Below are 25319 nucleotides of genomic sequence, written 5' to 3'. Positions count from 1 at the left end.
AGGACGTACAGGGCAAGGCAATGGCAACCGAGATACTCGAAGCGCAGACAGACAGTCCCCCGGTGGCGCCGGCTCCGGTCATCGACGCGGGTGCGCCCGTGCTCTTGTTCGATTCGGGCGTGGGCGGTCTGACCGTGCTCGAGGAAGTGCGCCGCCTGCTCCCCGACGCCCCGATCCTCTACGCGGCCGACACCGCCGGCCTGCCCTATGGCACCAAGACCGAAGCGCAGGTCGCCGCGCGCGTCGCCGGGCTGCTCGGGCGCATGGCCGAACGCTTTCGCCCGCGCCTCATCTGCATCGCCTGCAACACCGCCTCGACGATCGCGCTGGGCATGGTGCGCGATGTGCTCGAGACCCCGATCGTGGGCACCGTCCCCGCAATCAAGCCCGCCGCTGCACTTACTCAAAGCGGCGTGATCGGCCTGCTCGGAACCCAGGCAACGATCCGGCAGGGTTACGTCGACCGGCTCGAGCGTGAATTCGCGGCCGACCAGCGCCTGCTACGCTATGGCGCGCCCGGCCTCGTCGGCGCCGCCGAAGCCAAGCTGCGCGGCGAAAGGGTCGATCCGGCCGCCATCGCCGAAGCGGTAAACGCCCTTCGCGCCATGCCCGAGGGCGCGCGCATCGACACCGTCGTGCTCGCCTGCACGCATTTCCCGCTGCTCGAGGACGAACTTGCCGAGGCCTTCGGCCCGGGCGTAGGCTTCGTCCATGGCGCACAGGGGATCGCGCGGCAGGTCGCGCGCCTGCTCGAGGGCCAGCCCTTCGCACGCACCGCGCCCGACCGCGCTCTGTTCACAGGCGATCCCTCGTTCGCCGATGCCTACCGCGGCGCGCTCACCCGCTTCGGCCTCGAGGCGATCGAGCGCTTCTGAGACCGCACGTGCGCGCCCCTTTCGGCGCAAACCCTTGCATTTCTTGATGGCGATCAATGTGCGCGGCGCCCATCGCGGCGATAGGCTCCGGCATCGGATAGGTTTTTTCGGATAGGACAAGGCGTCCACTTCCCTGCAAAACCGATCAGTCTAAACGGGACAACGTTCTGGTCATGGACCAAGGGATAATGTATTGGCCCGCGGTACGGGGTAGAGTGCGTCTTTCTCTGGGACGTTTCGAAAAGGAATGGACCGGAAGGCGGATAAGGGCGAAGACTAAGCCGGCGCAAAGCAAAAGGCATGACGGCGTAGAGCAGGACAAGGCTTTCGTGAACTACGATCAGATTTTCGACCAGGCGATCGACCGCCTCCATTCCGAAGGTCGCTATCGCGTCTTCATCGATATCCTGCGCAACAAGGGCGCCTATCCCAATGCGCGCTGCTTTGCCGGCCACAACGGCCCCAAGCCGATCACCGTATGGTGCTCGAACGACTATCTCTCGATGGGCCAGCACCCCAAGGTGATCGAGGCCATGGAAGAGGCGCTGCACGACGTGGGCGCGGGTTCGGGCGGCACGCGCAACATCGGTGGCAACACCCATTACCACATCGAGCTCGAGCGCGAGCTGGCCGACCTGCACGGCAAGGAAGGCGCGCTGATCTTCACCTCGGGCTACGTCTCGAATGACGCCACGCTCTCCACGCTGGCCAAGCTCCTGCCCGGCTGCGTGATCTTCTCGGACGAACTCAACCACGCCTCGATGATCGCGGGCATCCGCAATTCGGGCTGCGAGAAGAAGATCTTCCGCCACAACGACCTCGAACATCTCGAGGAACTGCTGGCCGAGACCGATCCCGCGGTGCCCAAGCTGATCGCGTTCGAATCGGTCTATTCGATGGACGCCGACATCGCCCCGATCCACGAGATCTGCGATCTTGCGGAAAAGTACAACGCGCTGACCTACATCGACGAAGTACACGCCGTCGGCATGTACGGCCCGCGCGGCGGCGGCATCTCGGATCGTGACGAGGCGGCCGACCGCATCGACATCATCGAAGGCACGCTGGGCAAGGCTTTCGGCGTCATGGGCGGCTACATCGCCGCCGACCAGAAGGTCATCGACTGCATCCGCTCCTACGCGCCCGGCTTCATCTTCACGACCTCGCTCTCGCCGGTTCTGGTCGCGGGCGTGCTCGCCTCGGTCAAGCACCTCAAGAGCTCGAACGTCGAGCGCGAGGCGCAGCAGAAGTCGGCCTCAATGCTCAAGGCCAAGTTCCGCGAAGCGGGCCTGCCGGTCATGAACTCGACCACGCACATCGTGCCGCTGATGGTCGGCGATCCGGTCAAGGCCAAGAAGATCAGCGACATCCTGCTCGCCGAATACGGCGCCTACGTGCAGCCGATCAATTTCCCGACCGTTCCGCGCGGCAAGGAGCGCCTGCGCTTCACGCCGGGGCCCACGCATACCGAAGCGATGATGGACGACCTCACCAAGGCCCTCGTCGAGATCTGGGAACGGCTGGAGATGCGCAAGGCCGCCTGAGCCTTCGCACGAGCCGGAACGAAAACGACCCGCCGTCCTTGGGACGACGGGTCGTTTTCGTTGAAGCCCGCCCCCTTACATTGATCCGCGCAGGCCCCATCTAGGCTTCGCGCGACCGATCTCCCCCCTCGCTCCGGTCGCATCTCCCCCTCCCCTCGGGCCCCTCCCCTCGGGAATTCAGATTAGAGGAGCCATGATGGCCAAACTGTTCGAACCGATCACGCTGGGTGATCTGACCCTCGCCAACCGCATCGTCATCGCCCCGATGTGCCAGTACTCGGCCGAACAGGGCTGCATGACCGACTGGCATGCGATGCACGTGGGCCAGTTGATGCAGTCGGGCGCAGGCGCCTTCACCATCGAGGCGACCTCGGTCACGCCCGAGGGCCGCATCACCTACGGGGACGTCGGCCTTTGGGATGATGCCACCGAAGCCGCCATGGCGCGCGTACTGGAATCGGCCCGGCGCTGGTCGGACATGCCGGTCGTCCTCCAGCTCGCCCATGCCGGACGCAAAGCGAGCACCGCCAAACCCTGGGAGAACGACGGCGCGCAGATCGCACCGCACCAGCCCAACGGCTGGCAGACCGTCTCGGCCTCGGACATTCCCTTCGCAGCAGGCGAGAACCCGCCCGTCGCGCTCGACAGTCCCGGCCTCGCCCGAATCCGCGACGCCTTCGGCGCGGCCGCACACCGCGCGGCGCGCCTGGGTATCGACTCGATCCAGATCCACGCCGCGCACGGCTACCTGCTGCACCAGTTCCTTTCGCCCCTCTCGAACACCCGAACCGACCAGTACGGCGGCAGCCTGGAAAACCGCATGCGCTTTCCCCTCGAGGTCTACGACGCGGTGCGCGCCGCCTTTCCCGCCGAGAAGCCCGTCACCGTGCGCATCTCGGGCACCGACTGGGTCGAGGGCGGCTGGGACGTCGAGCAATCGATCGCCTTTTCGCGCGAACTGGAAAAGCGCGGGGTCGCGGCCATGCATGTCTCCTCGGGCGGACTGCATGTCGACCAGGCGATCCCGGTCGGTCCGAGCTACCAGGTTCCGCTGGCCCGCGCGATCCGCGCCGCCATCGGCGTACCGGTCATCGCGGTCGGCCTGATCACGCAGCCCGAACAGGCCGAGGCGATCGTCGCCACCGGCGATGCCGACATGATCGCCCTTGCCCGTACGGTGCTCTACGATCCGCGCTGGCCCTGGCACGCGGCCGCCGCGCTCGGCGCGCAGGTCAACGCTTCCCCGCAATACCTGCGCTGCCAGCCTCGCGCCTACAAGGACCTTTTCGCCTCCGCCGATTGAGGCGAGGGCCTATCCTCACTGGCGTCCCGGTTCGCCGCCCTCGCGCAGCGTCCGGCCCAGCTTGGCCATGAGCCGCACGAGGTCGTCGAACTCGCCATCGATCCAGTCGGCACGATGGCCGGTCCCGAGATCGCGCTACCCGGTGCTGTACTGCGCTCGAACACGACCTCGCTGATGGGCAGTGGCTTTGGCAGCATCGCCATGGACCGGCTGCTCCATTCGATCGGCGTGCTGTTTGGCGCGGCCGCGCAGGAAGGGTGGACCATTCCGCTCGACATCGCCCCCCTGGAGCAGGTCGAGGATGCCTGGCGACGTCCGGGTACGGATCGATCGTCCTGGTGCGCTGAACGCTACGAAAAGACCCCCGCAAGCGCGCTTGCGGGGGTCTTTTTCATTCTTGCCATCGCTAAGGGTTCAGCGCAGCGAGACAACGTTGTCCGAAACCCGCGGGTCGGCGCGATCGCCGGTGTAGAGGCTGGCCATCGGCTCGTCGGTCACGACGACGACTTCGGCGCCGCCAAAACCGTTGAAGGCCGTCTTCATCGCCGCACCATAGGCGCCCAGCATGCCCACTTCGATCCAGTCACCCGCCTTGATGCCCGGGGGTAGCATGAAGGGGCCTTCCATGAAGTCCGCATCGTCGCAAGTCGGGCCGTAGAACGAGAAGGACTCCAGCTCCGCCGCGTCGATCGCCGCGTTGTCGTTGTCCATGTCGCGCGGGATGTGCCGCACCGGGAACCGCCAGGCGACGTGCGCGGCGTCGTAAAGCGCGCCGTAAGCCCCGTCATTGATGTAGAGCTCGTCGCCGCGGCGCTTCTCGACCTTGACGATCAGCGAGTTGTACTCGGCCGACAGCGCGCGGCCCGGTTCGCACCAAAGCTCCGCGTTATAGGCGATCGGCAGCGCCTCGAAGTGGCGGTGGATGATCGCGAAGTAGTCCTCGAGCGGCGGCGGCTCCATGCCCGGGTAGCACGAGGGAAAGCCTCCGCCCACGTCGATCATGTCGATGACCACGCCCGCATCCGCAATCGCGGCGCGCGCACGCTCGAGCGCCTGGACGTAGGCAAACGGCGTCATCGCCTGGCTGCCCACGTGGAAGCATACGCCAAGCCAGTCGGCGACCTGACGGGTCGACTGAAGGAGCGTGCCGGCGTCGACGAGATCGACACCGAACTTGGAGGCCAGACTCAACTCGGAATACTCCGAGGAGACACGCAGACGCACGCACAGGCGCAGGTCCTTGGCCGGGTTGCCATTGACGTCGGTGGTCGCCGCCACGATCTTGTCGACCTCTTCCTGGGTGTCCAGGCTGAAGGTCCGCACGCCATGCTGGAAGTACGCCTCGCGGATCGCGCTCGCGGTCTTGACCGGGTGCATGAAACACAGCGTTGCATCAGGAAGCGTTGCCCGCACCATGCGCACCTCGGTAATCGAGGCGACATCGTAATGCGTGATCCCGTTGTCCCACAGGATCTGGATCAGATCCGGCGAAGGATTGGCCTTGACCGCGTAGAGCGACTTGCCCGGAAACTTCGTGGCGAAGAATCGGGCTGCACGCGCCGCAGCATGCGGACGGTTCAGGATAACGGGTTCGTCGGGCGCGAGTTCGCGCGCTACGGCCGGTGCGTCAAGATGTTGGAGCAATTCAAGGGACCCCCAGCAAAATTGTTAGCGACAAAGCTGCCTTGCGGTTTGGAAGTCCCCATGGGGCAGCGAGGGGCGGATATAAGACGGATGCGCTGAACTGCAAGTGAAAAACCACTGATTTCACAAAACCGTCACACGGCTAGGGCGCGACATGCGAAACCCTGCCTGCGATCCGAATTTTTCCTTTCGTTTCCAGAGCCTTGATTAAGCCGCTCGAAGCAGGCCTGAGCCAGCTCGCAAGCGCATGAAATGCGTTTCTACCACCTGGATAAAACACGCGACTTAACGACTCGATCCGTGCGATTCGCATAGGCCCCGCTCAACGGGACGCCGTGCGGGACAAGCCGAACGCCGGCGCGCCTAACAAGCCCGCGCCCGCGTTTCAACCAAAGCTCAACTCAGACGGTCGCGAAAATCCTCGTAGTCGAAGCGGCGAATGCATTCGAGCGAGTCCGTCTCGGAATCCCACAGCCAGATCGAGGGCAAGGGCACGCCGTTGAAGGTCGTCGTCTTGACCATCGAGTAATGAGCCTGGTCGAGGAACGCGAAACGCGTGCCCGGCTGCGGATTTTCGGGGAACCGGTAGTCGCCGATCACGTCGCCTGCGAGGCACGAGGGCCCACCCAGGCGCACCGCACCGCCCTCTCCCTCGTCGACCATGCCCGCCTCGGCGAGTGGCCGCTCGCCCAGCATCGCCGGGCGATAGGGCGCTTCGATTACGTCGGGCATGTGGCAGGTGGCCGACACGTCGACGACGGCCACGGGCATGCCGTTCCAGCCGATGTCGAGCACCGTGCCCACGAGTATCCCGGCATCGAGCGCGACCGCCTCGCCCGGCTCGATGTAGATTTCCGCGCCCGTGTCCTCGGCCATGTCGGAGAGGAAGGTAATCAGCTCCTCACGTTCGTAGTCGGCGCGGGTAATGTGGTGCCCGCCGCCGAGGTTGATCCACTTGAGCTGGCCGAAATAGGGCTCGAGATAGTCGAACACCTTGTCCCAGGTGCGTTCGAGCGGGCCGAAATCCTGCTCGCACAAGTTGTGGAAGTGGATGCCGTCAACCATCTCGATGTGCGCTTCCTCGAGCTGATCGATCGGGAAGCCAAGGCGCGAATGCGGCGCGGAGGGGTCGTACTTGGGAACTTCGCCCTCGGGGTGCATCGGATTGATGCGCAGGCCGATGTCGAACGTCTCGCCGCGCGCGCGCGCCGCCTCGAGGATCGCCGAGCAGCGCACGATCTGCTGGGGCGAATTGAAGATCACGTGGTCCGAAAGGCGCAAGATCTCGTCGAGTTCGTCGGGCTTGTAGGCCGCGCAATAAGTCGCGATCTCGCCGTCGTAGAACTCGGACGCCAGCCGCGCCTCCCACAGCCCCGAGGTGCACACCCCGTCGAGGTACTCGCCCACGATCGGCGCGGTCGACCACATCGAGAAGGCTTTCAGCGCCGAGAGCACCTTGGCCCCCGAACGCTCGCCCACGTCCTGCAGGATCTGGAGATTGGACCTCAGCTTCGCGGCATCGACCACGAAGGCCGGGCTGTCGACGCGCGACAGGTCGAAGTCGGCAAAGGCGCCCGGATCACCGGCCCTGGTTTCCATATTCCTCAACACCTACAAAGCATCACCCCCGCAAAGGCGGGGGTGATCGTTACAGTCTGGCAATTGCCTCGAACAGCTTAGAACGCAAGCGGTTCGGCGAGCTCCTCGACGGTCCAGGGCAGGCCCTGATCGCCCAGCATCGCCAGGAACGGATCGGGGTCGAACTGCTCCATGTTGAACACGCCAGCCCCTTCCCACTTCTTGGTCAGCAGCATGGCCGCGCCGACCATCGCGGGCACGCCGGTCGTGTAGGAGACGGCCTGGTTGCCGGTTTCCTCGTAGCATTCTTCGTGGTCGCAGATGTTCTTGATGTAGAACGTCTTCTCACCCGAACCGTCGAGCGCTTCGCCGGTCGCGATGTCGCCGATATTGGTCTTGCCCTTGGTCGTCGCCCCCAGCGAGCTGGGTTCGGGCAGGACGGCCTTGAGGAACTGGAGCGGAATGATCTCGACACCGTTGTAGATGACCGGGTCGATGCGGGTCATGCCCACGTTCTGCAGCACGGTGAGGTGCTTGATGTACTCGTCGCCAAAGGTCATCCAGAAGCGGCCGCGTTCCATCTCGGGCAGGAACTTGGCAAGGCTTTCCAGCTCCTCGTGGTACATCATGTACATGTTCTTGGGGCCGACCTGCTCGAAGTCGAACGCCTGCTTGTTCGACATCGCCGGGGTCTCGACGAACTGGCCGTTCTCCCAGTGGCGCGCGGGCGCGGTGACTTCGCGGATGTTGATTTCCGGGTTGAAGTTGGTCGCGAAGGCCTGGCCATGGTCGCCGCCGTTGCAGTCGAGGATGTCGAGCAGGCGGATGGTCTTCAACTTGTGCTTCTTGAGCCACATCGCAAAGACGCTGGTGACGCCCGGGTCGAAGCCCGAACCCAGCAGCGCGGTGAGGCCCGCTTCCTTGAAGCGCTCCTGATAGGCCCACTGCCAGTGGTATTCGAACTTGGCCACGTCCTTGGGCTCGTAGTTCGCGGTGTCCATGTAGTTGACGCCGGTCGCCAGGCAGGCGTCCATGATCGCGAGATCCTGGTAGGGCAGCGCCAGGTTGACGACGAGTTCGGGGCCGATCTCGCGGATAAGGGCCGAAGTCGCCGCCACGTCGTCGGCATCGATCGCATAAGTGCTGATCGTGACGCCGGTACGCTGCTTGACCGATTCGCCAATCGCCTCGCACTTCGAAACCGTGCGGCTGGCGAGATGGATATCGCTGAAGATATCCGGATTCATGGCCATCTTGTGGACCGCGACCGAGCCGACGCCGCCCGCGCCGATCACCAGAACCTTGCTCACCAATTCGTCTCCTGCGCCCAATTCTCGGGAAAGGACCGCATATAGGGGTCCTGTGTGACAACTCAACTCCGGCGAGACCCGCAGCGGCCGGGATGTGCACATCTGTCACGCCTGCGCCTCACCTCCGAGAGTGTCACAAACTGCCATCGAGACGTCATTGCGCGGTCACGCGCGCGAGGCATTTCGCCAAAGCACACGAGTGCAGGAACGAAGGACAAGGCAGCCATGTTTCCCAACCAGGCGAGACGCGCCGGACGCGGCCACGAAGATGGTTCAAAGCTGATCCAGCGCGCGGTGGTGCGCAGCGAGGCACGTACCGGTGCGCGGCTGCTCGACAAGGCCTTCGCGCTCGCCTTCAAGGGGCTGGTCTATGCGCAGATCTGGGAAGACCCCGTGGCCGACATGGCCGCGCTCGCGCTCGACGGCGAAAGCCGCGTGCTCACCATCGCGAGCGGTGGGTGCAACGCCCTTTCCTACCTCACCGCCGATCCGGCCGCGATTACCGTGGTCGATCTCAATACCGCGCATATCGCGCTCAACAAGCTCAAGCATGTCGCGCTGCGCGAGTTGACCGACTACGCGCAATTGCGCCAGTTCATCGCGGAGGCCGATCATCCCGGCAACCTCGCGCTCTACCGCGAACGGATCGCGCCCCACCTCGACGAGACCACGCGCCGCTATTGGGAGGGCCGCGACCTCGTCGGCCGGCGCCGCATCCGTGCCTTCACGCGTGGAATCTACAAGCAGGGTCTGCTCGGCGGCTTCATCGGCGCGGCGCACGTGATCGCCCGGCTCTACAAGCTTGACCCGGCCGAAATCCTGGGCGCGGGCAGCCTCGACGAACAACGCCGCCTGTTCGAGGCGCGCTTCGCCCCTGTCTTCGAGCGCCGTCTGGTGCGCTGGCTGACCAACCATCCCGCCTCGCTGTTCGGCCTCGGCATTCCTCCTGCGCAATACGATGCGCTCGCCGGCGAGCAGCGCATGGTCGACGTGCTGCGCGAGCGGCTCGAGAAGCTTGCCTGCGACTTTCCGGTCAACGACAACTACTTTGCCTGGCAGGCCTTCGCGCGTGGCTACGGGCGCGGCCACGAGGCCCCGCTGCCCCCCTACCTCCAGCAAGGCCAGATCGACGGCGTGCGCGCACGGCTCGGACGCCTCACCGTGCGCCACGCCAATTTCACGCAAGTTCTGCGATCGAGCGACAACGGCGCGTTCAACCGCTTCATCCTGCTGGACGCGCAGGACTGGATGAGCGACGGGCAACTCACCGACCTCTGGGCCGAACTGACCCGCGTGTCGCGTCCGGGCGCACGTGTCCTGTTCCGCACCGCCGCCGCGCCCTCGCTCCTCCCCGGCCGGGTCCCCGAGGCGATCCTCGAGGGCTGGGACTACCGCGAGGCCGAATCGCGCCGCGCGACCCAGGATGACCGCTCGTCAATCTACGGCGGCGTCCACCTTTACGTACGCAAGGGCTGATCCACGTGGCGAGCCCGATTTCCACGAGCGATCACGCCGGGCTGATGGACGCGATTTATCGCTGGCAGCGCCCGATCTACGACCTGACGCGCAAGTACTACCTGTTCGGCCGCGACCGGTTGATCCGCGAGCTCGACGTGCAGCCGGGCATGCGCGTCCTCGAACTGGGCTGCGGCACCGGGCGCAACCTCGCCGCGATCGCGCGCGTCTGGCCGGGCGTCGAGTGCCACGGGCTCGACATCTCCAGCGAAATGCTCAAGACCGCGCGCGCACGGCTCCCCCGCGAGGTCCTGCTGGCGCAGGGCGATGCGACGCGCTTTGAGGCCCGCACGCTGTTCGGCGGCGCCGTCTTCGATCGCATCGTCCTATCCTACGCGATCTCGATGATCCCCGACTGGCCAGCCTGCCTTGGCCAGGCCTGCGCCGCACTCGCACCGGGGGGATCGCTCCAGGTGGTCGATTTTGGAGACTTGCGCGGCCTGCCGGGTCCCGCCCGGAACGCACTCCTCGGGTGGCTAAGGCGCTTTCACGTGACCCCGCGCACCGATCTCGCCTCGGTCGCGCAGCGCTACGCCCATGCCCATGGGCTGCGCTGCGAAGTCGTGCATGGCCCAGCCTGCTATTACCAGTTGGTGCGGCTCACCCGCTGAGGCTATGGACGGGGGATGACCCGGACCCCACTTCGCACGCCCACCCATGACGGCGTTCTCGAGGCCGCGCGCGCCGTCGCGGCGATCCTGCCCGCAACGCCGCTCCTCGCGCTGGAGATCGAGGGGCGCACGATCTGGTGCAAGGCCGAATGCCTGCAGCCGATCGGCGCGTTCAAGATTCGCGGCGCCTGGCACCGGCTGAGCGCGCTTGATGCAGACGAACGCGCGCGCGGCGTGGTCGGAGTTTCCAGCGGCAACCACGCGCAGGGCCTCGCCTGGGCAGCGCGCCGGCTCGGCATCGCAGCCACCATCGTGATGCCCGTCGACGCGCCGGCGGTGAAACTCGCCAACACCCGCGCGCTTGGCGCCGAAGTCGTGCTCTACGACCGGCCCGGCGGGGTGAACCGCGATGCCGTCGCGCAGGCCCTGTGCGCCGACAAGGGCGCAACACTGGTGCACCCCTTCGGGGATCCCTGGGTCATCGAGGGCCAAGGATCGGCGGGTATCGAACTTGCCCGGCAGATGGAACACATGACTGGCTCTGGCCCCGACCTCGTCGTTTCGCCCTGCGGCGGCGGCGGGCTGACCGCCGGACTTGCGCTCGCCTGTCCCGACGCGGCGATCGTGCCGGTCGAGCCGGAAGGCTGGGATGACGTCTGTCGCAGTCTCGCAGCCGGCGCCATCCAGACAGTCGCTCCCGACGCCCCGCCGACCGCATGCGACGCACTGCAGACGCCCGCCACCCATCCGATCAACTTCGCCGTGCTCGCCGCACGCTGCCCGTTCGGCCTCGTCGTCACTCCGCGCGAAGTCGCCGCCGCCCAGCGCCTCGCCTTCGAGAAGCTGCGGCTAGTTGTCGAACCGGGCGGCGCGGCGGCACTGGCGGCTGTTCTTGCGGGCAAGCTCGAAGTGACGGCACGCACTGCGGTGATCCTTTCGGGCGGCAACACCGATGCGGCTGCCTTTGCAAAAGTCTTGACCCCGGTCCGCTGAGCGTCCAGCCCCGCCCCATGGACTTCAACGACCAGCTGCGCCGCTATTTCGGCACCGACGATCCAACCACGATCAGCCCCGCCGCCTTCGAAAGCGCGACCGAGAAGATGCGCGTCGATTTCGGGCTCGAGCAGGACCCCGGCCGGCGCTTCGCGCTCTGGGCGCTGATGTACATGCTCGGCGTTGCGCCCGATCTCGACGTCGCCTTCAAGGACGAGGCCGAGCGCGAGGCCGCGCGCAATTTCCTCGACTTGCTCGACCGGGCGCCCTGAGCTCCAGCGTTCTTCGGCAACCGGCACGAAAAAGCCCCGGACTTGCGTCCGGGGCTTTTTCGTGGGGCCAGCGGGAACGAAACCAGGCTCATTCCCGCATCTGCCGATCGATCAATCCTCGTCTTCCGCCGAGGGGCCGACCATCATCTCTTCGGACAGGCCCTCGGTCTGGCCACGGATCGCCTTTTCCAGGCGCTCACAGACCTCGGTGTTTTCCTTAAGGAAGGTCTTGGCGTTCTCACGGCCCTGGCCGATGCGGATCGAATCGTAGCTGAACCACGAACCCGACTTCTCGACGATGCCGGCCTTGACGCCGAGATCGAGAATCTCGCCGATCTTGGAGATGCCCTCGCCGTACATGATGTCGAACTCGACCTGCTTGAACGGGGGCGCGACCTTGTTCTTCACCACCTTCACGCGGGTCGCGTTGCCGATGATGTCGTCGCGGTCCTTGATCTGGCCGGTGCGGCGGATGTCGAGACGAACCGAGGCATAGAACTTGAGCGCGTTACCGCCCGTCGTCGTCTCGGGGTTGCCGTACATCACGCCGATCTTCATGCGCAGCTGGTTGATGAAGATCACCATGCACTTGGAACGGTTGATCGAACCGGTCAGCTTGCGCAGCGACTGGCTCATCAGGCGGGCCTGCAGGCCGACGTGGCTGTCGCCCATCTCGCCCTCGATCTCGGCACGGGGAACGAGCGCGGCGACCGAGTCGACCACCAGGACGTCGATCGCGTTCGAGCGCACCAGCGTGTCGGTGATCTCAAGCGCCTGTTCGCCGGTGTCGGGCTGCGAGACGATCAGTTCATCGATGTCCACGCCCAGCTTCTTGGCGTAGACCGGGTCGAGCGCGTGCTCGGCGTCGATGAAGGCCGCGGTGCCGCCGTTCTTCTGCGCCTCGGCGATGACGTGGAGCGCGAGCGTGGTCTTGCCCGAGCTTTCCGGGCCATAGACCTCGATCACACGGCCCTTGGGCAGACCGCCCACGCCAAGCGCAATGTCGAGCCCGAGCGAGCCGGTCGAGATCGCCTCGACCTGCATCGTCTCCTTCGAGCCCAGCTTCATCGCCGAACCCTTGCCGAACGCGCGGTCGATCTGGGCGAGCGCCGCATCGAGCGCCTTTTGACGGTCCATTGCGTCCTTTTCCTTGCCTTCCTGGATCAGCTTGAGCTGAGCAGCCATAAAACTTCCCCTTTGCTACCGGGCTGACCGGAAAGGTCAACGTCACCGGGAGCCATGTATCGCATTTGTTCCACGTGAACAAGATGAGAACATGCAGGAATGGACAATTTTTAATCCCCGCCCCCGGCACCGCCCTGCACCAAGGCTGGCAGCCCGGCGGGGCACAGTCCGCGCGCACCCCGCATGACCGACGCAAAAGCCTCAGCGGGCGCGGGAACCAGCCCTTGCGGGTTCACTATGAAGCCACCCGGGGCCCGCCCCGAAAGCACCTAGACGCGCCACCTCGCAATCACGATCGCCACGCGCGCATGCGCACCTGAGCAGGCGAGAAGGCCTGCCTGTCCCGGCCCGCAGGCCCTAAGCGTTTTTCCACTGTTTCGATGCGTCGCGCACAGCCGCGAGCCTTAGCGCGCGGCCTTCGCCAGGACGTCGCCGACCTTCTCGGAAAGTTGCTGGACCGAAAAGGGCTTGGGCATGAACCAGGCGTTGGCAAGGCCGATCTCCTTGCGCAGCTGTTCCTCGGCATAGCCCGACATGAACAGCACCGGCAGCCCGGGCACGATGCCCCGGATCGCCCGCGCCATCCCGGGTCCGTCGAGCCCGGGCATGACCACGTCGGATACGACGAGATCGAAGCCGCCGCCGGCCGCGACCACGTCTTCGACGATGGCAAGGCCATCCTCGCCGTCCTGCGCACAAGTCACCTCGTAGCCCTGCCGCAGGAGCGCGCGTTCAGCAATGATGCGCACGGTGACCTCGTCCTCGACCAACAGCACGCGCCCGCCACCGGCCCACTGGCTGGGCTCCGCCTCGGGTTCCGCTTCGGCGACCGGCGCTGCCGACGCGCCCGGGGCCAGGTGATGTACCGGCAGATAGACGATGAAGCGGGTGCCCTTGCCCACTTCACTCTCGACGAAAATGAAGCCACCCGATTGCTTGACGATGCCATAGACCGTCGAGAGGCCCAGCCCCGTCCCCTTGCCCTGCTCCTTGGTGGTGAAGAAGGGCTCGAAGATCTTGCCTACCACTTCGGGCGGAATGCCGCCGCCGGTGTCCTCGACGATGAGCGCGGTGTAGTCGCCCGCCGGGATGATCTCGCTGCGCTGGGCGCGCAGTTCGGTGGTCGCCACCTTGCGCGTGGACAAGGTCAGCTTGCCCGAACCGTCGCCGCGCGCCTGCATCGCGTCGCGCGCGTTGACGCACAAGTTGACGATCACCTGTTCGAGCTGCGTCGGGTCGGCGCGCACCGGACCCAGATCACGGTCGTGCTTCACCACCAGCTCGATTTTCTCGCCGATCAGGCGGCGAAGCATCTGCGCGACGTCGGCCACCACGTCGGGCAGCTGGATGACTTCGGGGCGCAGCGTCTGCTGGCGCGAGAAGGCCAGGAGCTGGCGTGTGAGCGAGGCCGCGCGGTTCGAATTGGCGCGGATCTGCTGGATGTCGTCGTAGTCCGAATCGCCGGGCGTGTGGCGCATCAGCATGAGGTCGCAGGTGCCCAGGATCGCGGTGAGCACGTTGTTGAAATCGTGCGCGACCCCGCCCGCCAGCTGACCTACCGCCTGCATCTTGGTGGCCTGCGCGACCTGCCGCTTGAGCCGGGTCTCCTCCGAATTGTCGGTCAGGCCGAGCAGCACCGCGGCATCGCCAAGCCCGCGCACACCGGCAAGGCTGAGCGAGACCGGATCCTCGGCCTGCGCGGTAAGCCGCACGGCGATGTCGCCCGCCGTCGCGGGGCCCTGGGCAAAGCGGCGGATCGCCTCGGACAGCGCACGCTTGTCGTCGCGCACGACGAGGTCGGTGGGATAAGTCGGCGCGTCCTGCCCCTCGCATCCCGCCGCGCGCAGGAAGGCGGCATTGGCGAACAGCAGGCGGCCGTCGCGATCGGCCATGGCGAGGCCGAGCGGAAGCTGCCCCAGCAGCGCCTCGAGATGCGGCGAGGCGCTGCTTGCGCCACTGCCGGCCCCGATCCCCTGCGACGCCGAGACTGCCAGCATCAGCGACGGCGTGGTCGCCTCGTCGAGCGGATCGGGCGCTTCGGGCGAAGCAACCGGCACGTGGTAGAGGATGAGTGGTTCGCCATGCCCGCCCTCGCGGGCCCAGCCGATGCCGCCGTTTTCGTCCTGCGCGAGCAGCGCGACGAAATCGGTTCCCGTGAGCACGGCTTCGGCCTGCCCCGCGGCACGTTCGGCGAAAAGCGCGGAGGTGGCGCGGATCGTACCGTCCGGATCGACCAGCGCGGCCGCGATCTCGGCGCGCGCCAGCGCTCGGCCGAGACCACCTTCAAGGCGGGCGATGAGGTCATCGACGAGATTTGGCGCGGAGAGCGGCGTGAAGCTCCAGACGAGGAAATCGTCGCCGCGCCCGGCCCGGCGTACGTCGGCACGCCAGCAGGTGCCCTGCTCGTCCGAGACTTCGCACGAGGCCTGCCCGTCGCGCTGCGCGATGCGGGTGACGTCGGAGAGGCGGTCCTGCACGGCGGGCGCGAAACCCAGCGCAGGCGGTGCCGCGACGACGCCGAACGTCCCCTCGAAGGTGGCGTTGGCGCACGTCAGGCGCCCGGCCCTGTCGGTGATCGCGACCGCAACGTCGGGATGGTCGATCGCGGCCACGGTGACCGACCAGTCCGGCGGCGCGAAGTCGGGGTGAACGGTGTCCTCGCGCCTTCGCGAATGGTACCAGGCCAGCGCCGCCAGACCCAGCAGCGCCGCGCCGTAGACGCCCGTCAGGATCGGATCGCGCGAGACGCCCCACACCAGCGCGAGGCTGGCCGCCAGGGCAAGCAGGACGACCAGCGGATCGGAAAAGGCCCTGGACGCGCCAGGTTGCGATGCTTCGTCCGATCCGATCACTCGCCCTTATCCGTCCCTTCCGAAACCGCGGCGACCCGGGGCTGCGACTGCCGCAGGCGCCGCTCGCGGTGCTTGTGTCCGATCCAGTACCGCCAGACCCACCCCGCGACAAGATGCCCGAGCGCCGAACTGACCAGTGCGAGCACCACGAAGCCGAGCGCCGCCTGCCCCGCCGAATGGGCGAACCAGTTGATGTCGTTCCACACCGCACTGCCGTTCGCGGCCGACTGGACGATTTCGTCTCCGCTTCCCGGACGCAGGAAGAAATGCCCGACACGGTTCGCGACGACGAACCAGAACGGCAAGGTGAACGGATTGGTGACGAAGGTCAGCAGTGCGGCGACCGCGACATTCGCGCGCGCCGGAAATGCCAGCAGGCAGGCGAGGAATATCTGCCCCAGCGGCACGATGAAGGCCGCGAACAGGCCCAGCGCCACGCCGCGCGGGACCGAGCGGCGGGTAAAACGCCAGAGTTCGGGACTGAGCGCACGGCCCGCGACCGGGGCCAGCCACTTGTTGGCGGCGACGTCCTCACGGCTGGGCAGGCGCTTGTGGAGCGCGCCCGAAATCCGTTGGAGGAGCGTACGCGTGCTCATGCCTCGACGCTTTGCGTGGCTGGGCTTGAAGCCGACCGGGCAAGCCGGCGCCGGTGCTTGCCCGCGATGCGCAGGCGCCACAGGCCCGCCGCGACGCCATAGCCGAGCACCGAGGCCACGACGGCCTGGAGGAACAGCCCGAGCACGATCGCCGGCGCGGTGTCCGACAGCACCCAGTGCCACCACTGGCCGAGGCTGGCGTGGTGCTCCATCATCACCGTGATCGTGCCGATATCGGCGTGGAAGCCGAACAGGTTGCCGATGGTCACCGCGAGCGGGAGGATCACGAAGAGCGTAGTAAAGGGATTGCTCACGAAGGTCATCGCCACCGCGAGCGGGATATTGCCGCGCACCGGCACGCAGGTCAGCGCCGAGCCGATGATCTGCACCCCCGGGATGAGCGCGAAGATTCCCACGAACAGACCGGCCGCCACGCCGCGTGGAACCGACCGGCGCGTGAAGCGGAACAGCTCCCCGCGCCGCGCCAGGGGAGCGGTGAAGCGGTTCGCCTCGATCTGCTGATGGGTTGGCATCTGCTGGTGCAGCCAGCTTGCCAGACGCCCGAAGGCCGTGCTCATCCGTGTTCTCGCAAAAGCCGGCCTTGCTCGCGCTTCCAGTCACGCTCCTTGACCGTGTTGCGCTTGTCCGCCGCGTTTTTGCCCTTGGCAAGGGCCAATTCGACCTTCGCCCGCCCACGCGAGTTGAAATAGACCGAGAGCGGGACGAGCGTCATGCCCTTGCGCTCCACAGCGCCCTGCAGGCGGGCGATCTGGCGCTCGTGCAGAAGCAGCTTGCGCGGCCGCTTGGGTTCGTGATTGAAGCGGTTGCCATGGCTGAATTCGGGCACGTTGGCGTTGATCAGCCAGCATTCGCCGCCGCTGATCTCGGCGTAGGATTCAGCGATCGAACCTTCGCCGAAGCGCAGCGATTTGACCTCGGTCCCGGTCAACGCGATCCCGGCCTCGAACTTATCCTCGATGTGATAGTCGAAGCGGGCCCGGCGATTTTCGGCGACGGTCTTGGTCTTTTCGAATTCTGTGCGTTGCGGACGTGCCATGATGTAGGCGCATGTAGTGATCCGCAGCGCAAAAGGAAACGGCTGAAAACGACATGAGCGACATTGTCGCACTGCTCGCCCCGCCGCTTCCCCTTGGATCAGCCTGCGCGCGACGCCGGGCCCTTGGAAAAGGCGCCCGGCCGCCGGGCTCAGAGCAGTCCGGCGTGGACCAGCGCCTCGTCGACCGCGGTGCGCGCGCGCTCGTTGCAGGGCACGAGCGGAAGGCGCAGCTCGTTCTCGATCCAGTCGTGGACTTGCGCAAGCGCGTACTTGCACGGGCCCGGCGAGGAATCCTCGAACATCGCATAGTGCAGCGGGTAGAGCTTGTCGTTGAGCTCGCGCGCCCTGGCCAGGTCGTTGGCCGCGCAGGCCGCCTGGAATTCGGCGCACAGCGCGGGCGCGACGTTGGCCGTCACCGAGATGCACCCCGTGCCGCCCGCCGCGTTGAACGGCAGCGCCAGCTCGTCATCGCCCGAGAGCATGCAGAAGTCCTTGGCGATGCCCATGCGGTGGTCGGTCACACGGCTCAGGTCACCGCTTGCATCCTTGATGCCGATGATCTTGTCCGGGTAGCGTCGCGCGAGTTCGCACACGGTCTCGGGCTTGAGATCGGACACGGTGCGGCCCGGCACGTTGTAAAGCAGGATCGGAAGGTCGGCATGCTCGGCGAGGTACGAGAAATGCGCCAGCAGGCCTTCCTGGCTGGGCTTGTTGTAGTAGGGCGCGACCACCAAGGCGGCGGTTGCCCCGCACTTCTTGGAGAAATTCATGTGGAGAAGTGCGTTCATCGTATCGTTGCTGCCACAGCCCGCGATAACCGGCACGCGGCCCGCCGCCTGCTCGATGCAAACCTCGATCACGCGGTGGTGCTCGGCGTTGGAAAGCGTGGAGTTTTCCCCCGTGGTCCCGCACGGAACAAGCGCCGACGAACCGCTTTCGATCTGCCAGTCGACCAGGCGGCGGAACGCCGCTTCATCGAAGGCACCGTCCCGAAACGGTGTGACAAGTGCCGGAATGGAACCCGAGAACATGGACTTTACCCCTAGTGATGCGCAATTGTCCGGAGCGGCGAGGGAACATGCGTCCTCATCGCGCCTTACATTCAGCGCCTGATAAGGAGCCTCCCTCCACGATGTCCAGTATGTTACGTGTTTCTTCTTTCCTGGCGAGTGTGGCGCTGGCGGCGCTGACCACCCCGGCAATGGCTCAAGAGGCGCGGGAATGGGACATTGCGCGGGCCCAGCAGGCGCAGAGCATGGACCCGCGCGTGCACCAGTCGATCGACACCTGGAGCCGCCTGGTCGCCACCGACCGACTCAATTTCGACACCTATGCCGGCTTCCTGCTCACTTATCCCGGCTATCCGCAGGAGGAGAAGATTCGCGGCTACGCCGAAAAGGCAATGCTGCGCGAGTCGCCCTCCCCGCAGACGGTGATCGCCTTTTTCGACCGCTTCCCGCCGCTCGGCAACGACGCCGCCGGACGCTACGCCACCGCGCTGTCCTCGGTCCGCCGCGGCGACGCGCTGGAGAAGGCGCGCGCGGCCTGGCGCGGCGGCAGCCTCTCGGACAACGCCGAGGCAACACTGCTCTCGCTCTACCAGAGCCAGTTCACCCAGGCCGACCACGACGCACGCATGAACGCGCTGCTCTGGCAGGGCCAGACCGCGCAGGCCGAGCGCGAGATCTCGTTCGTCTCGCCCGCGCGCCGCGCCGTGTTCATGGAGCGCCTGGCGATGCTTCAGGGCACCGCCCCCGGCTCGCTCGGGCTCGACCTGCCCACCAGCGTGAACACCGACCCTGGCTACGTCTACAACCGCGTCTCGCAAGCACGGCGCAACGGCAACCTGCCCGGCGCCATCGCCTATCTCGTCAGCCGCCCCACCTTGCGCGAACCCGTGCCCGAGCCCGAGAAGTGGGTGCGTGAACTCCTGACCGCCGCGCGCGGCACAAGCGCCTCGAACGCGGTCCAGATCGCCGCCTCGATCGACGACGCCTTCGCGCCGGGAACCGACATCAGTCGCCTCTCCTATCGCCTGCGCGACGACTACACCTCGCTGGTCTGGCTGGGCGGCACCAAGGCGTTGTGGCAACTGGGCGATGCCCGCCGCGCCGCGCCGCTTTTCTACCGCTATGGCGCGGCCGCACAGACGCCCGGCACCCGTTCCAAGGGGTTCTACTGGGCCGGCCGCGCGCTTTCCAAGGCTGGCGATGAGAGCGGCGCACGGCGCTACTTCGAGATGGCCGCGCAGTACCCCCACTACTTCTACGGCCAGCTCTCGCTTGAGCGTCTGGGGCGCCCGCTCCCCGATCTCGATACGCGTCCATCCGCAAGGCCCACTCCCGCCCAGCGCTCTGCCTTCTTGGCCAAGCCGATCACCAAGGCCGTGCGCGATGTCGCCCGCGGCGCCGACTGGCGCACGGGCGTCCAGTTCTTCCGCGAGATTGCCGACCAGGCCGAGACCGAGGCCGACTACGTCCTTGTCGCCGACCTCGCCCGCGAACTGGGCCGGCGTGACCTTGCCGTGATCCTGGGCCAGAGCGCGCATGGCGAAGGCTACGGCGAATTCGGCGAGATCGCCTTCCCGACGATGCCCGTCCCCGCCGGCAGCGACTGGACGATGGCCCATGCCCTCACCCGGCAGGAAAGCCAGTTCGCCCAGAACGCAGTCAGCCACGCCGGCGCCAGCGGCCTGATGCAGCTCATGCCGGCGACCGCGCGCGAAACCGCGGGAAAACTCGGCCTGTCCTATTCGCAGAGCGCGCTGATCACCGATCCGACCTACAACGTGCGTCTGGGCACCGGGTTCTTCGCGCGCATGATGGACTACTACGGCGGCGCGCGCCCGCTCGCCATCGCAGCCTACAACGCGGGGCCGGGCAACGTGAACAAGTGGCTCTCGGCCAATGGCGACCCGCGCACCGGTTCGGTCGACTGGATCGATTGGATCGAGCAGATCCCGTTCTACGAGACCAAGAACTACGTCATGCGCGTGCTCGAGAACGCGACCGTCTACGACGCGATGCACCCCGAGAAGGCCGACTACAAAGGCCCCAATCTCCTCAGCAAGCTGATGGGCAAGCGTTCGCCGGGGTAATGATCCCCGGCGCGCGCCGTCTCAGACGAGCGGCGTGAGCTTGTAGAGCGCGCATCCATGGGGGGGCAACGTGGCCGTCACTTGCCCCTTCACGTCGCCAAGCTGGGCCCGCGCCCACAGATCGCGCTGCACGAAACTGCCCGCAAGGCCCAGTGCGCCGAGCCCGACCGACACCTCTCGCGCCGTGTCGGCGGTGTTGAACAGCGCGAGGTAGCTCGCGAAGCCCCGTGCATCGCGCGCGGTCCAGACCCGGAGGTCATCCGCCAGGAAATGCGGGCAGGCGCCCGTCGCGGCCTGGTTGACGGCAAGGACTTCCGGATTTGTCAGCAGCGCAAGCGTCGCCGCGTCGAGGTGGCGCAAGTCGCCGCCCATGATCAGCGGCGAACGCGCGATCGACCACAAGGTCATCAATGTCCGCTGCTCGTCCGGCGTGAACTTGGTGTCGCGATCCCCCAGCGCAAGGCGCCCGAGCGGCAGCATGTCGGCGTCGGGCCAGGAGCCCGGCCCCATCCACACGTTCCAGTTCTCGAGCCGGGTGAACTGGGCCGCGAGCAGCTTCCAGTCATCCCAGAAATCGTCCGAAATGCGCCACATCTGCGCGTGCCGGCGGACATGGTCGCCACGCGGCACCGGGGTTTCGCCCGGCGAGAGGCTGAGCATGATCGGCCGGCCGCAGCGCGCGATCGCCTTGGCCGCCGCCTCGATCTCCGGCGCGTGGGCGTCGTAGGGACGGCTCATGTCGTCCATCTTGACGAAGTCCACGCCCCATTCGGCGTACATCCGGAAGAGCCCGTCGTAATAGTCCTGGGCACCGGGCTTCGTCATGTCGACACCGTACATATCCGGGTTCCACGGGCAGATGCTGGAGGTATCGGCGATGTCGCGCGCGGTGTATTTCGTGCCCGCGATCGGCAGGTCGAGCTTGACCGCATGGCGCGCGATCCCGCGCATGACGTGGATGCCGAACTTCAGGCCCAGCGCATGGACTTTCGCGGCGAGCGTCGCGAAGCCCTTGCCGCCCGCCGAGGAGGGAAAGCGGTTGGGCGCGGGCACGAGCCGCGCAAAACCGTCGAGCGCGGGCACCGGGTTGGGATTGTAGGTATAGCTCGAAGCCTCGGGCTCGTACCACTGGATGTCGACGGTGAAGACGTCATAGCCAAAGGGCAGCAGCTTCTGCGCCATGATCTGGGCCGTCTCGAGCGCCTGCGCCTCGTTGATCGTACCAGCGAAGCTGTTCCAGCTGTTCCAACCCATCGGCGGCCGCGGTGCGAGCGTAGCACCGGGCGCGGCTGGCGCCACGGTGGAAGCCGGCGCGGCGGCAAGCGCCCCGGCTGAAAGCGCGGCGCCCGCGAGACCGGCACCGGTGAGGAAAGTCTGGCGGCGCGATAGATGGAACGACTGGTCGGTCATGGGGCAGGTCCTCGATCCCGGTTTTTCTCTCGCGCCCCTTTTGTCGGACTAAATGCTCCTCCGCAAGTCGGGGAGAGGCGCTTGTGTGCACTTGGCGGGCCCGGTGGGGCGGCATATGGATAGGGCAATGAAACCCGAAGGCCCACCGATCACCCCCGCCGGATTTGCCGCGCTGCGCGCGCGTTACGACCACCTGCTCGGCAAGGAGCGCCCCGAGATCGTGGAGATCGTCTCGTGGGCCGCGGGCAACGGCGACCGCTCGGAGAACGGCGATTATCTCTACGGTCGCAAGCGCATGCGCGAGATCGACCGCGAACTGGGCTATCTCGCGCGGCGCATGAAGAAGCTGCGCGTGATCGACCCATCGCGGCAGGTCGAGCGCGGCAAGGTGTTCTTTGGCGCGACGGTCGAACTTGCCGACGAGGACGACGCGCGCAAGGTGGTAACGCTCGTGGGCGACGACGAGCAGGACGCGGGCGCGGGCCGCATCGGCTGGAGCGCCCCGCTCACCAAGGCGCTTCGCGGCGCCGCCATCGGTGATCTGCGCAAGGTCCACCTGCCCTCGGGCGAAAAGGAATGGGAGGTGATGGCGATCACCTATCCCGAGGCCCGCTAGCCAATGCGCCATCCCCGCCTGTGGTGCGCCGGCCTTGCCAGCCTCCTCGCCCTTGCTCCAATCGGCGCGCCTTCGCTCGAGGCGCGCGAGAGCCTCGGGCTCTACGAGAACTGGGGTGTCTTTCGCGATCCGGTGGTGCCGCGCTGCTATGCCATCGCCGAGGCGGCGCCCAGCCAGATGTGGCGCGACTACCAGCCTTTTGCCGCGATCGGAACCTGGCCGCGGCGCGACCGGCGCAACCAGCTTCATTTCCGCGTCTCGCGCAAGATGGCCCCCGGGAGCCCGATCTCGCTGCGCATCGGGCGCGAGCGCTTTGCCCTGACCGGCGGCGGCGGCGATGCCTGGCCTCTCGACGACCGGCAGAACGCGGCGATCATCGCGGCCATGCGCTCGGCGAGCTCGATGACCGTGAGCGCGCGCGATGCCAAGGGCGGGCGTTTTTCGAACACCTGGCAACTTTCAGGTGCGGCCTCGGCCATCGACGCGGCGCTGCTGGGCTGCGCGCGCCTGCGCTAAGCCGTACACCGCACGCGAAAAGGGCGGAGCATCAGCCCCGCCCTTCCCACTCGGTTCGTTGAAGACCGCAGGCGCTTAGAAGCGCACGCCCACGCCAGCCATGATCTGGTGACGATCGAGGTCGAGGTCGAAGCGCTGGCTATCGGGGATGTCGGCGGTGTAGTCGACTTCGCCCTTCTCATAGTTCGAATAGCGGTACTCGAGCTTGGCAAAGACGTTGTTGGTCACCGCCTGCTCGATACCCGCGCCCACGCGCCAGCCGTCGGCGTCGATGTCGCGACCGTAGCGCGTTCCGTCGGTGCCGTTGTTCACGTCGAACTTGGCGTTGGTGTAACCGCCCTTCACGTAGAGCATGGTCTTGGGCCCGACGATGTAGCCGGCACGCGCGCCGACGTAGAGGTCACGGTTGGTCTTGACGTTGCCGATGCCGAAGCCTTCCCAGTCGCCGTCGTTGAATTCGGTCTTGGCGGTCGACCAGGTCACTTCGGCTTCGGGACCGACCACGAAGCGGTCACCGACCTTGAAGTCGTAACCCGCGCCGACACCATAGGTGAAGCCGTCGATCGACTGATCGTTGTCAATCGAGGAATCGTCATCGACGCTGCTGCCCGCCTGGGTGATGTCGTAGCCGCCCAGGGCCTCGACGTGGAAGCCGTCGAACGGGCCGACCGGACCCACGTCCTGCGCCATCGCGGGCGTGGCTGCGATCGCGGTACCGGCGGCAAGTGTGAACAGGATCTTCTTCATCTCAAACTCCAGTCTTGTTTTTGTGTGCAGGGTTGCGACCCGGCATGGACCAGTGAAATGCCCAGCCCTCGACCGGAGTTTCATGAACGTAAGACAACGAAATCATTGATGTTTTTTTGCCACACTCGCACGACACACCGAGTGTTCCACGCGACGAGTGGCGGGAACGCAGAGGCCCTGCGCGACGTTTGCGCGCGCCAAGGCGGGCCCATCTTTCGTTTCCGGCGAAAATCGCGTATAGGCAGCGCCAATCATGACAGACACGAATTCCCTGCCCGCCGGGGGGATCATGACGATCCCCGGTCCGAACGAACCGATGCCGGTTCCCCGCCCGACGCTCGTCGATGGCGTGACGCCGCGCGCCGATGGCCGCACCGACCTCATCGGCCTGCCCAAGAAACGCATCGCCGAACTGTTCGAGGGGGCTGGCCTCGATGCCAAGGCCGCCAAGCTGCGCGCCAAGCAGGTCTACCACTGGCTCTACCACCGTGGCGTGACCGAATTCGAGGCGATGACCGACATCGCCAAGACCATGCGGCCCTGGCTGGCGGAGCGCTTCGTCGTGGGCCGTCCCGAAATCGTCGAAGCCCAGCACTCGAGCGACGGCACCCGCAAATGGTTGCTGCGCACCGCGGACGCCCATGACTACGAGATGGTCTTCATCCCCGATGCGGACCGCGGCACGCTGTGCGTCTCCTCGCAGGTCGGCTGCACGCTCAACTGCCGCTTCTGCCACACCGGCACCATGCGCCTCGTGCGCAACCTGACCGTGGGCGAGATCGTCGGCCAGGTCATGCTCGCGCGCGATGCACTGGGCGAATGGCCCAAGTCCGCTTCCGACACCCGCCTGGCCACGATGGCGGGGCTCGACGAGGATGAGGATGAAGGTTCCTACTCGGCCGACGGGCGCCTGCTCACCAACATCGTGATGATGGGCATGGGCGAGCCGCTCTACAATTTCGACAACGTGCGCGATGCCCTGAAACTCGTGATGGACGGCGACGGCCTGGCGCTCTCGCGCCGGCGCATCACGCTCTCCACCTCGGGCGTGATCCCGCAGATGGAGCGCTGCGGCCAGGAAATCGGTGTGAACCTTGCGGTCTCGCTGCACGCGGTGACCAAGGACGTGCGCGACGAGATCGTGCCGATCAACAAGAAGTACGGCATCGAGGCCCTGCTCGAGGCTTGCGCCAACTACCACGGCGCCAGCAACGCCCGGCGCATCACTTTCGAATACGTGATGCTCAAGGACAAGAACGACAGCGACGCCGACGCGCGCGAACTCGTGCGCCTGCTCAAGCACTACAAGCTGCCCGCCAAGGTGAACCTCATCCCGTTCAACCCCTGGCCCGGCGCCGCCTACGAATGCTCGACGCCCGAGCGCATCAAGGCCTTCTCGAACATCGTCTTCGAGGCGGGCATCTCGGCGCCTGTGCGCACCCCGCGCGGGCGCGACATCGATGCCGCCTGCGGCCAGCTCAAGACTGCCGCCGAAAAGAAGAGCCGCGCCGAGATGGACCGCCTCTACGCGGAAAAGGACAAGGAACTCGCCGCCGCGGCCGAATGACGCACAGCGCAGGCAAGGACTACGAAAAGGG

22 protein-coding genes are annotated in these 25319 nt (G+C 66.3%); 11 read left to right on the top strand and 11 right to left on the bottom strand.

Translation table 11 applies throughout. From position 1 onward, the window contains the following. The first annotated feature begins 20 nt into the window (after positions 1-20). From murI to HT136_RS03965, 3 genes are all read left to right on the top strand, one after another. A complete protein-coding gene (murI, locus tag HT136_RS03975) occupies positions 21-875 on the top strand; it encodes a glutamate racemase (RefSeq protein ID WP_214198063.1) in 855 nt (284 codons plus the stop codon). A gap of 329 nt (positions 876-1204) precedes the next feature. Beyond that, on the top strand, positions 1205-2419 hold the full coding sequence (gene hemA / locus HT136_RS03970) for a 5-aminolevulinate synthase (protein WP_214198062.1): 1215 nt from the start codon (positions 1205-1207) through the stop codon (positions 2417-2419). A gap of 196 nt (positions 2420-2615) precedes the next feature. Further along, positions 2616-3722 (top strand): NADH:flavin oxidoreductase/NADH oxidase, encoded by a 1107-nt coding sequence (locus HT136_RS03965; RefSeq protein ID WP_214198392.1) that lies wholly within the window; start codon positions 2616-2618, stop codon positions 3720-3722. 414 nt (positions 3723-4136) lie between these two features. On the opposite strand, the gene HT136_RS03960 is transcribed toward HT136_RS03965, so the two are convergent. The 3 genes from HT136_RS03960 to HT136_RS03950 all read right to left on the bottom strand — a co-directional run bounded on the left by HT136_RS03960 (position 4137) and on the right by HT136_RS03950 (position 8254). Next, complete coding sequence (locus HT136_RS03960; RefSeq protein WP_214198060.1) at positions 4137-5366, bottom strand: type III PLP-dependent enzyme; 1230 nt, start codon at positions 5364-5366, stop codon at positions 4137-4139. Positions 5367-5762: 396 nt separating this feature from the next. Further along, positions 5763-6965: a carboxynorspermidine decarboxylase gene (locus HT136_RS03955; protein ID WP_214198058.1), complete on the bottom strand. Its 1203-nt coding sequence runs from the start codon at positions 6963-6965 to the stop codon at positions 5763-5765. A 77-nt stretch (positions 6966-7042) separates the two neighbouring features. After that, positions 7043-8254 (bottom strand): saccharopine dehydrogenase family protein, encoded by a 1212-nt coding sequence (locus HT136_RS03950; protein WP_214198056.1) that lies wholly within the window; start codon positions 8252-8254, stop codon positions 7043-7045. 225 nt (positions 8255-8479) lie between these two features. Here HT136_RS03950 and HT136_RS03945 point away from each other — a divergent pair, with 225 nt between their 5' ends. The 4 genes from HT136_RS03945 to HT136_RS03930 are packed head-to-tail and all read left to right on the top strand — an operon-like array spanning position 8480 to position 11645. Continuing rightward, entirely contained in the window at positions 8480-9730 is a 1251-nt protein-coding gene (locus HT136_RS03945) for a BtaA family protein (RefSeq protein WP_214198054.1), read from the top strand. A gap of 5 nt (positions 9731-9735) precedes the next feature. Next, a complete protein-coding gene (locus HT136_RS03940; protein WP_425516876.1) occupies positions 9736-10380 on the top strand; it encodes a class I SAM-dependent methyltransferase in 645 nt (214 codons plus the stop codon). A 15-nt stretch (positions 10381-10395) separates the two neighbouring features. Further along, positions 10396-11373 (top strand): threonine ammonia-lyase, encoded by a 978-nt coding sequence (locus HT136_RS03935; protein ID WP_214198052.1) that lies wholly within the window; start codon positions 10396-10398, stop codon positions 11371-11373. Positions 11374-11390: 17 nt separating this feature from the next. Next, complete coding sequence (locus HT136_RS03930; RefSeq protein WP_214198050.1) at positions 11391-11645, top strand: hypothetical protein; 255 nt, start codon at positions 11391-11393, stop codon at positions 11643-11645. A 111-nt stretch (positions 11646-11756) separates the two neighbouring features. Here HT136_RS03930 and recA read toward each other — a convergent pair whose 3' ends face one another. The 6 genes from recA to dapA form a co-directional block, all read right to left on the bottom strand. Beyond that, positions 11757-12830: a recombinase RecA gene (recA, locus tag HT136_RS03925; protein WP_214198048.1), complete on the bottom strand. Its 1074-nt coding sequence runs from the start codon at positions 12828-12830 to the stop codon at positions 11757-11759. A gap of 404 nt (positions 12831-13234) precedes the next feature. Further along, positions 13235-15682, bottom strand: a complete 2448-nt coding sequence (locus HT136_RS03920) for a hybrid sensor histidine kinase/response regulator (RefSeq protein ID WP_343222099.1) — start codon at positions 15680-15682, stop codon at positions 13235-13237. Continuing rightward, complete coding sequence (locus HT136_RS03915) at positions 15679-16278, bottom strand: DUF2062 domain-containing protein (RefSeq protein WP_214198046.1); 600 nt, start codon at positions 16276-16278, stop codon at positions 15679-15681. The genes HT136_RS03920 and HT136_RS03915 overlap by 4 nt, the downstream gene beginning before the upstream one ends. Continuing rightward, positions 16275-16856, bottom strand: coding sequence for a DUF2062 domain-containing protein (locus HT136_RS03910; RefSeq protein ID WP_214198044.1), 582 nt, complete (start codon positions 16854-16856; stop codon positions 16275-16277). Before HT136_RS03910 ends, HT136_RS03915 begins: the two co-directional genes overlap by 4 nt. Next, complete coding sequence (gene smpB, locus HT136_RS03905; RefSeq protein ID WP_214198042.1) at positions 16853-17335, bottom strand: SsrA-binding protein SmpB; 483 nt, start codon at positions 17333-17335, stop codon at positions 16853-16855. The genes HT136_RS03910 and smpB overlap by 4 nt, the downstream gene beginning before the upstream one ends. A gap of 149 nt (positions 17336-17484) precedes the next feature. Next, positions 17485-18366: a 4-hydroxy-tetrahydrodipicolinate synthase gene (dapA, locus tag HT136_RS03900; protein WP_214198040.1), complete on the bottom strand. Its 882-nt coding sequence runs from the start codon at positions 18364-18366 to the stop codon at positions 17485-17487. 101 nt (positions 18367-18467) lie between these two features. On the opposite strand from dapA, the gene HT136_RS03895 reads away from it, so the two are divergent. Next, complete coding sequence (locus tag HT136_RS03895; RefSeq protein WP_214198038.1) at positions 18468-20432, top strand: lytic transglycosylase domain-containing protein; 1965 nt, start codon at positions 18468-18470, stop codon at positions 20430-20432. A 21-nt stretch (positions 20433-20453) separates the two neighbouring features. Here HT136_RS03895 and HT136_RS03890 read toward each other — a convergent pair whose 3' ends face one another. After that, a complete protein-coding gene (locus HT136_RS03890) occupies positions 20454-21842 on the bottom strand; it encodes a glycoside hydrolase family 27 protein (protein WP_214198036.1) in 1389 nt (462 codons plus the stop codon). A gap of 127 nt (positions 21843-21969) precedes the next feature. Between HT136_RS03890 and HT136_RS03885 the strand changes: the two genes are divergently transcribed. Next, on the top strand, positions 21970-22458 hold the full coding sequence (locus HT136_RS03885) for a GreA/GreB family elongation factor (RefSeq protein ID WP_214198034.1): 489 nt from the start codon (positions 21970-21972) through the stop codon (positions 22456-22458). A 3-nt stretch (positions 22459-22461) separates the two neighbouring features. Further along, positions 22462-22974: a hypothetical protein gene (locus HT136_RS03880; RefSeq protein WP_246543323.1), complete on the top strand. Its 513-nt coding sequence runs from the start codon at positions 22462-22464 to the stop codon at positions 22972-22974. 75 nt (positions 22975-23049) lie between these two features. Here HT136_RS03880 and HT136_RS03875 read toward each other — a convergent pair whose 3' ends face one another. Continuing rightward, positions 23050-23721 carry an outer membrane protein gene (locus HT136_RS03875; RefSeq protein ID WP_214198032.1) on the bottom strand — a complete coding sequence of 224 codons (672 nt, stop codon included), beginning with the start codon at positions 23719-23721 and terminating at the stop codon, positions 23050-23052. 253 nt (positions 23722-23974) lie between these two features. On the opposite strand from HT136_RS03875, the gene rlmN reads away from it, so the two are divergent. Then, positions 23975-25288, top strand: coding sequence for a dual-specificity RNA methyltransferase RlmN (gene rlmN / locus HT136_RS03870; RefSeq protein WP_214198030.1), 1314 nt, complete (start codon positions 23975-23977; stop codon positions 25286-25288). Positions 25289-25319: the final 31 nt, after the last annotated feature.

This window comes from Novosphingobium profundi (genome assembly GCF_018491765.1).
Classification (GTDB): domain Bacteria; phylum Pseudomonadota; class Alphaproteobacteria; order Sphingomonadales; family Sphingomonadaceae; genus Novosphingobium; species Novosphingobium profundi.
Note: the sequence above shows the minus strand (reverse complement) of the source record. Positions and strands in the feature narration are given on the sequence as shown.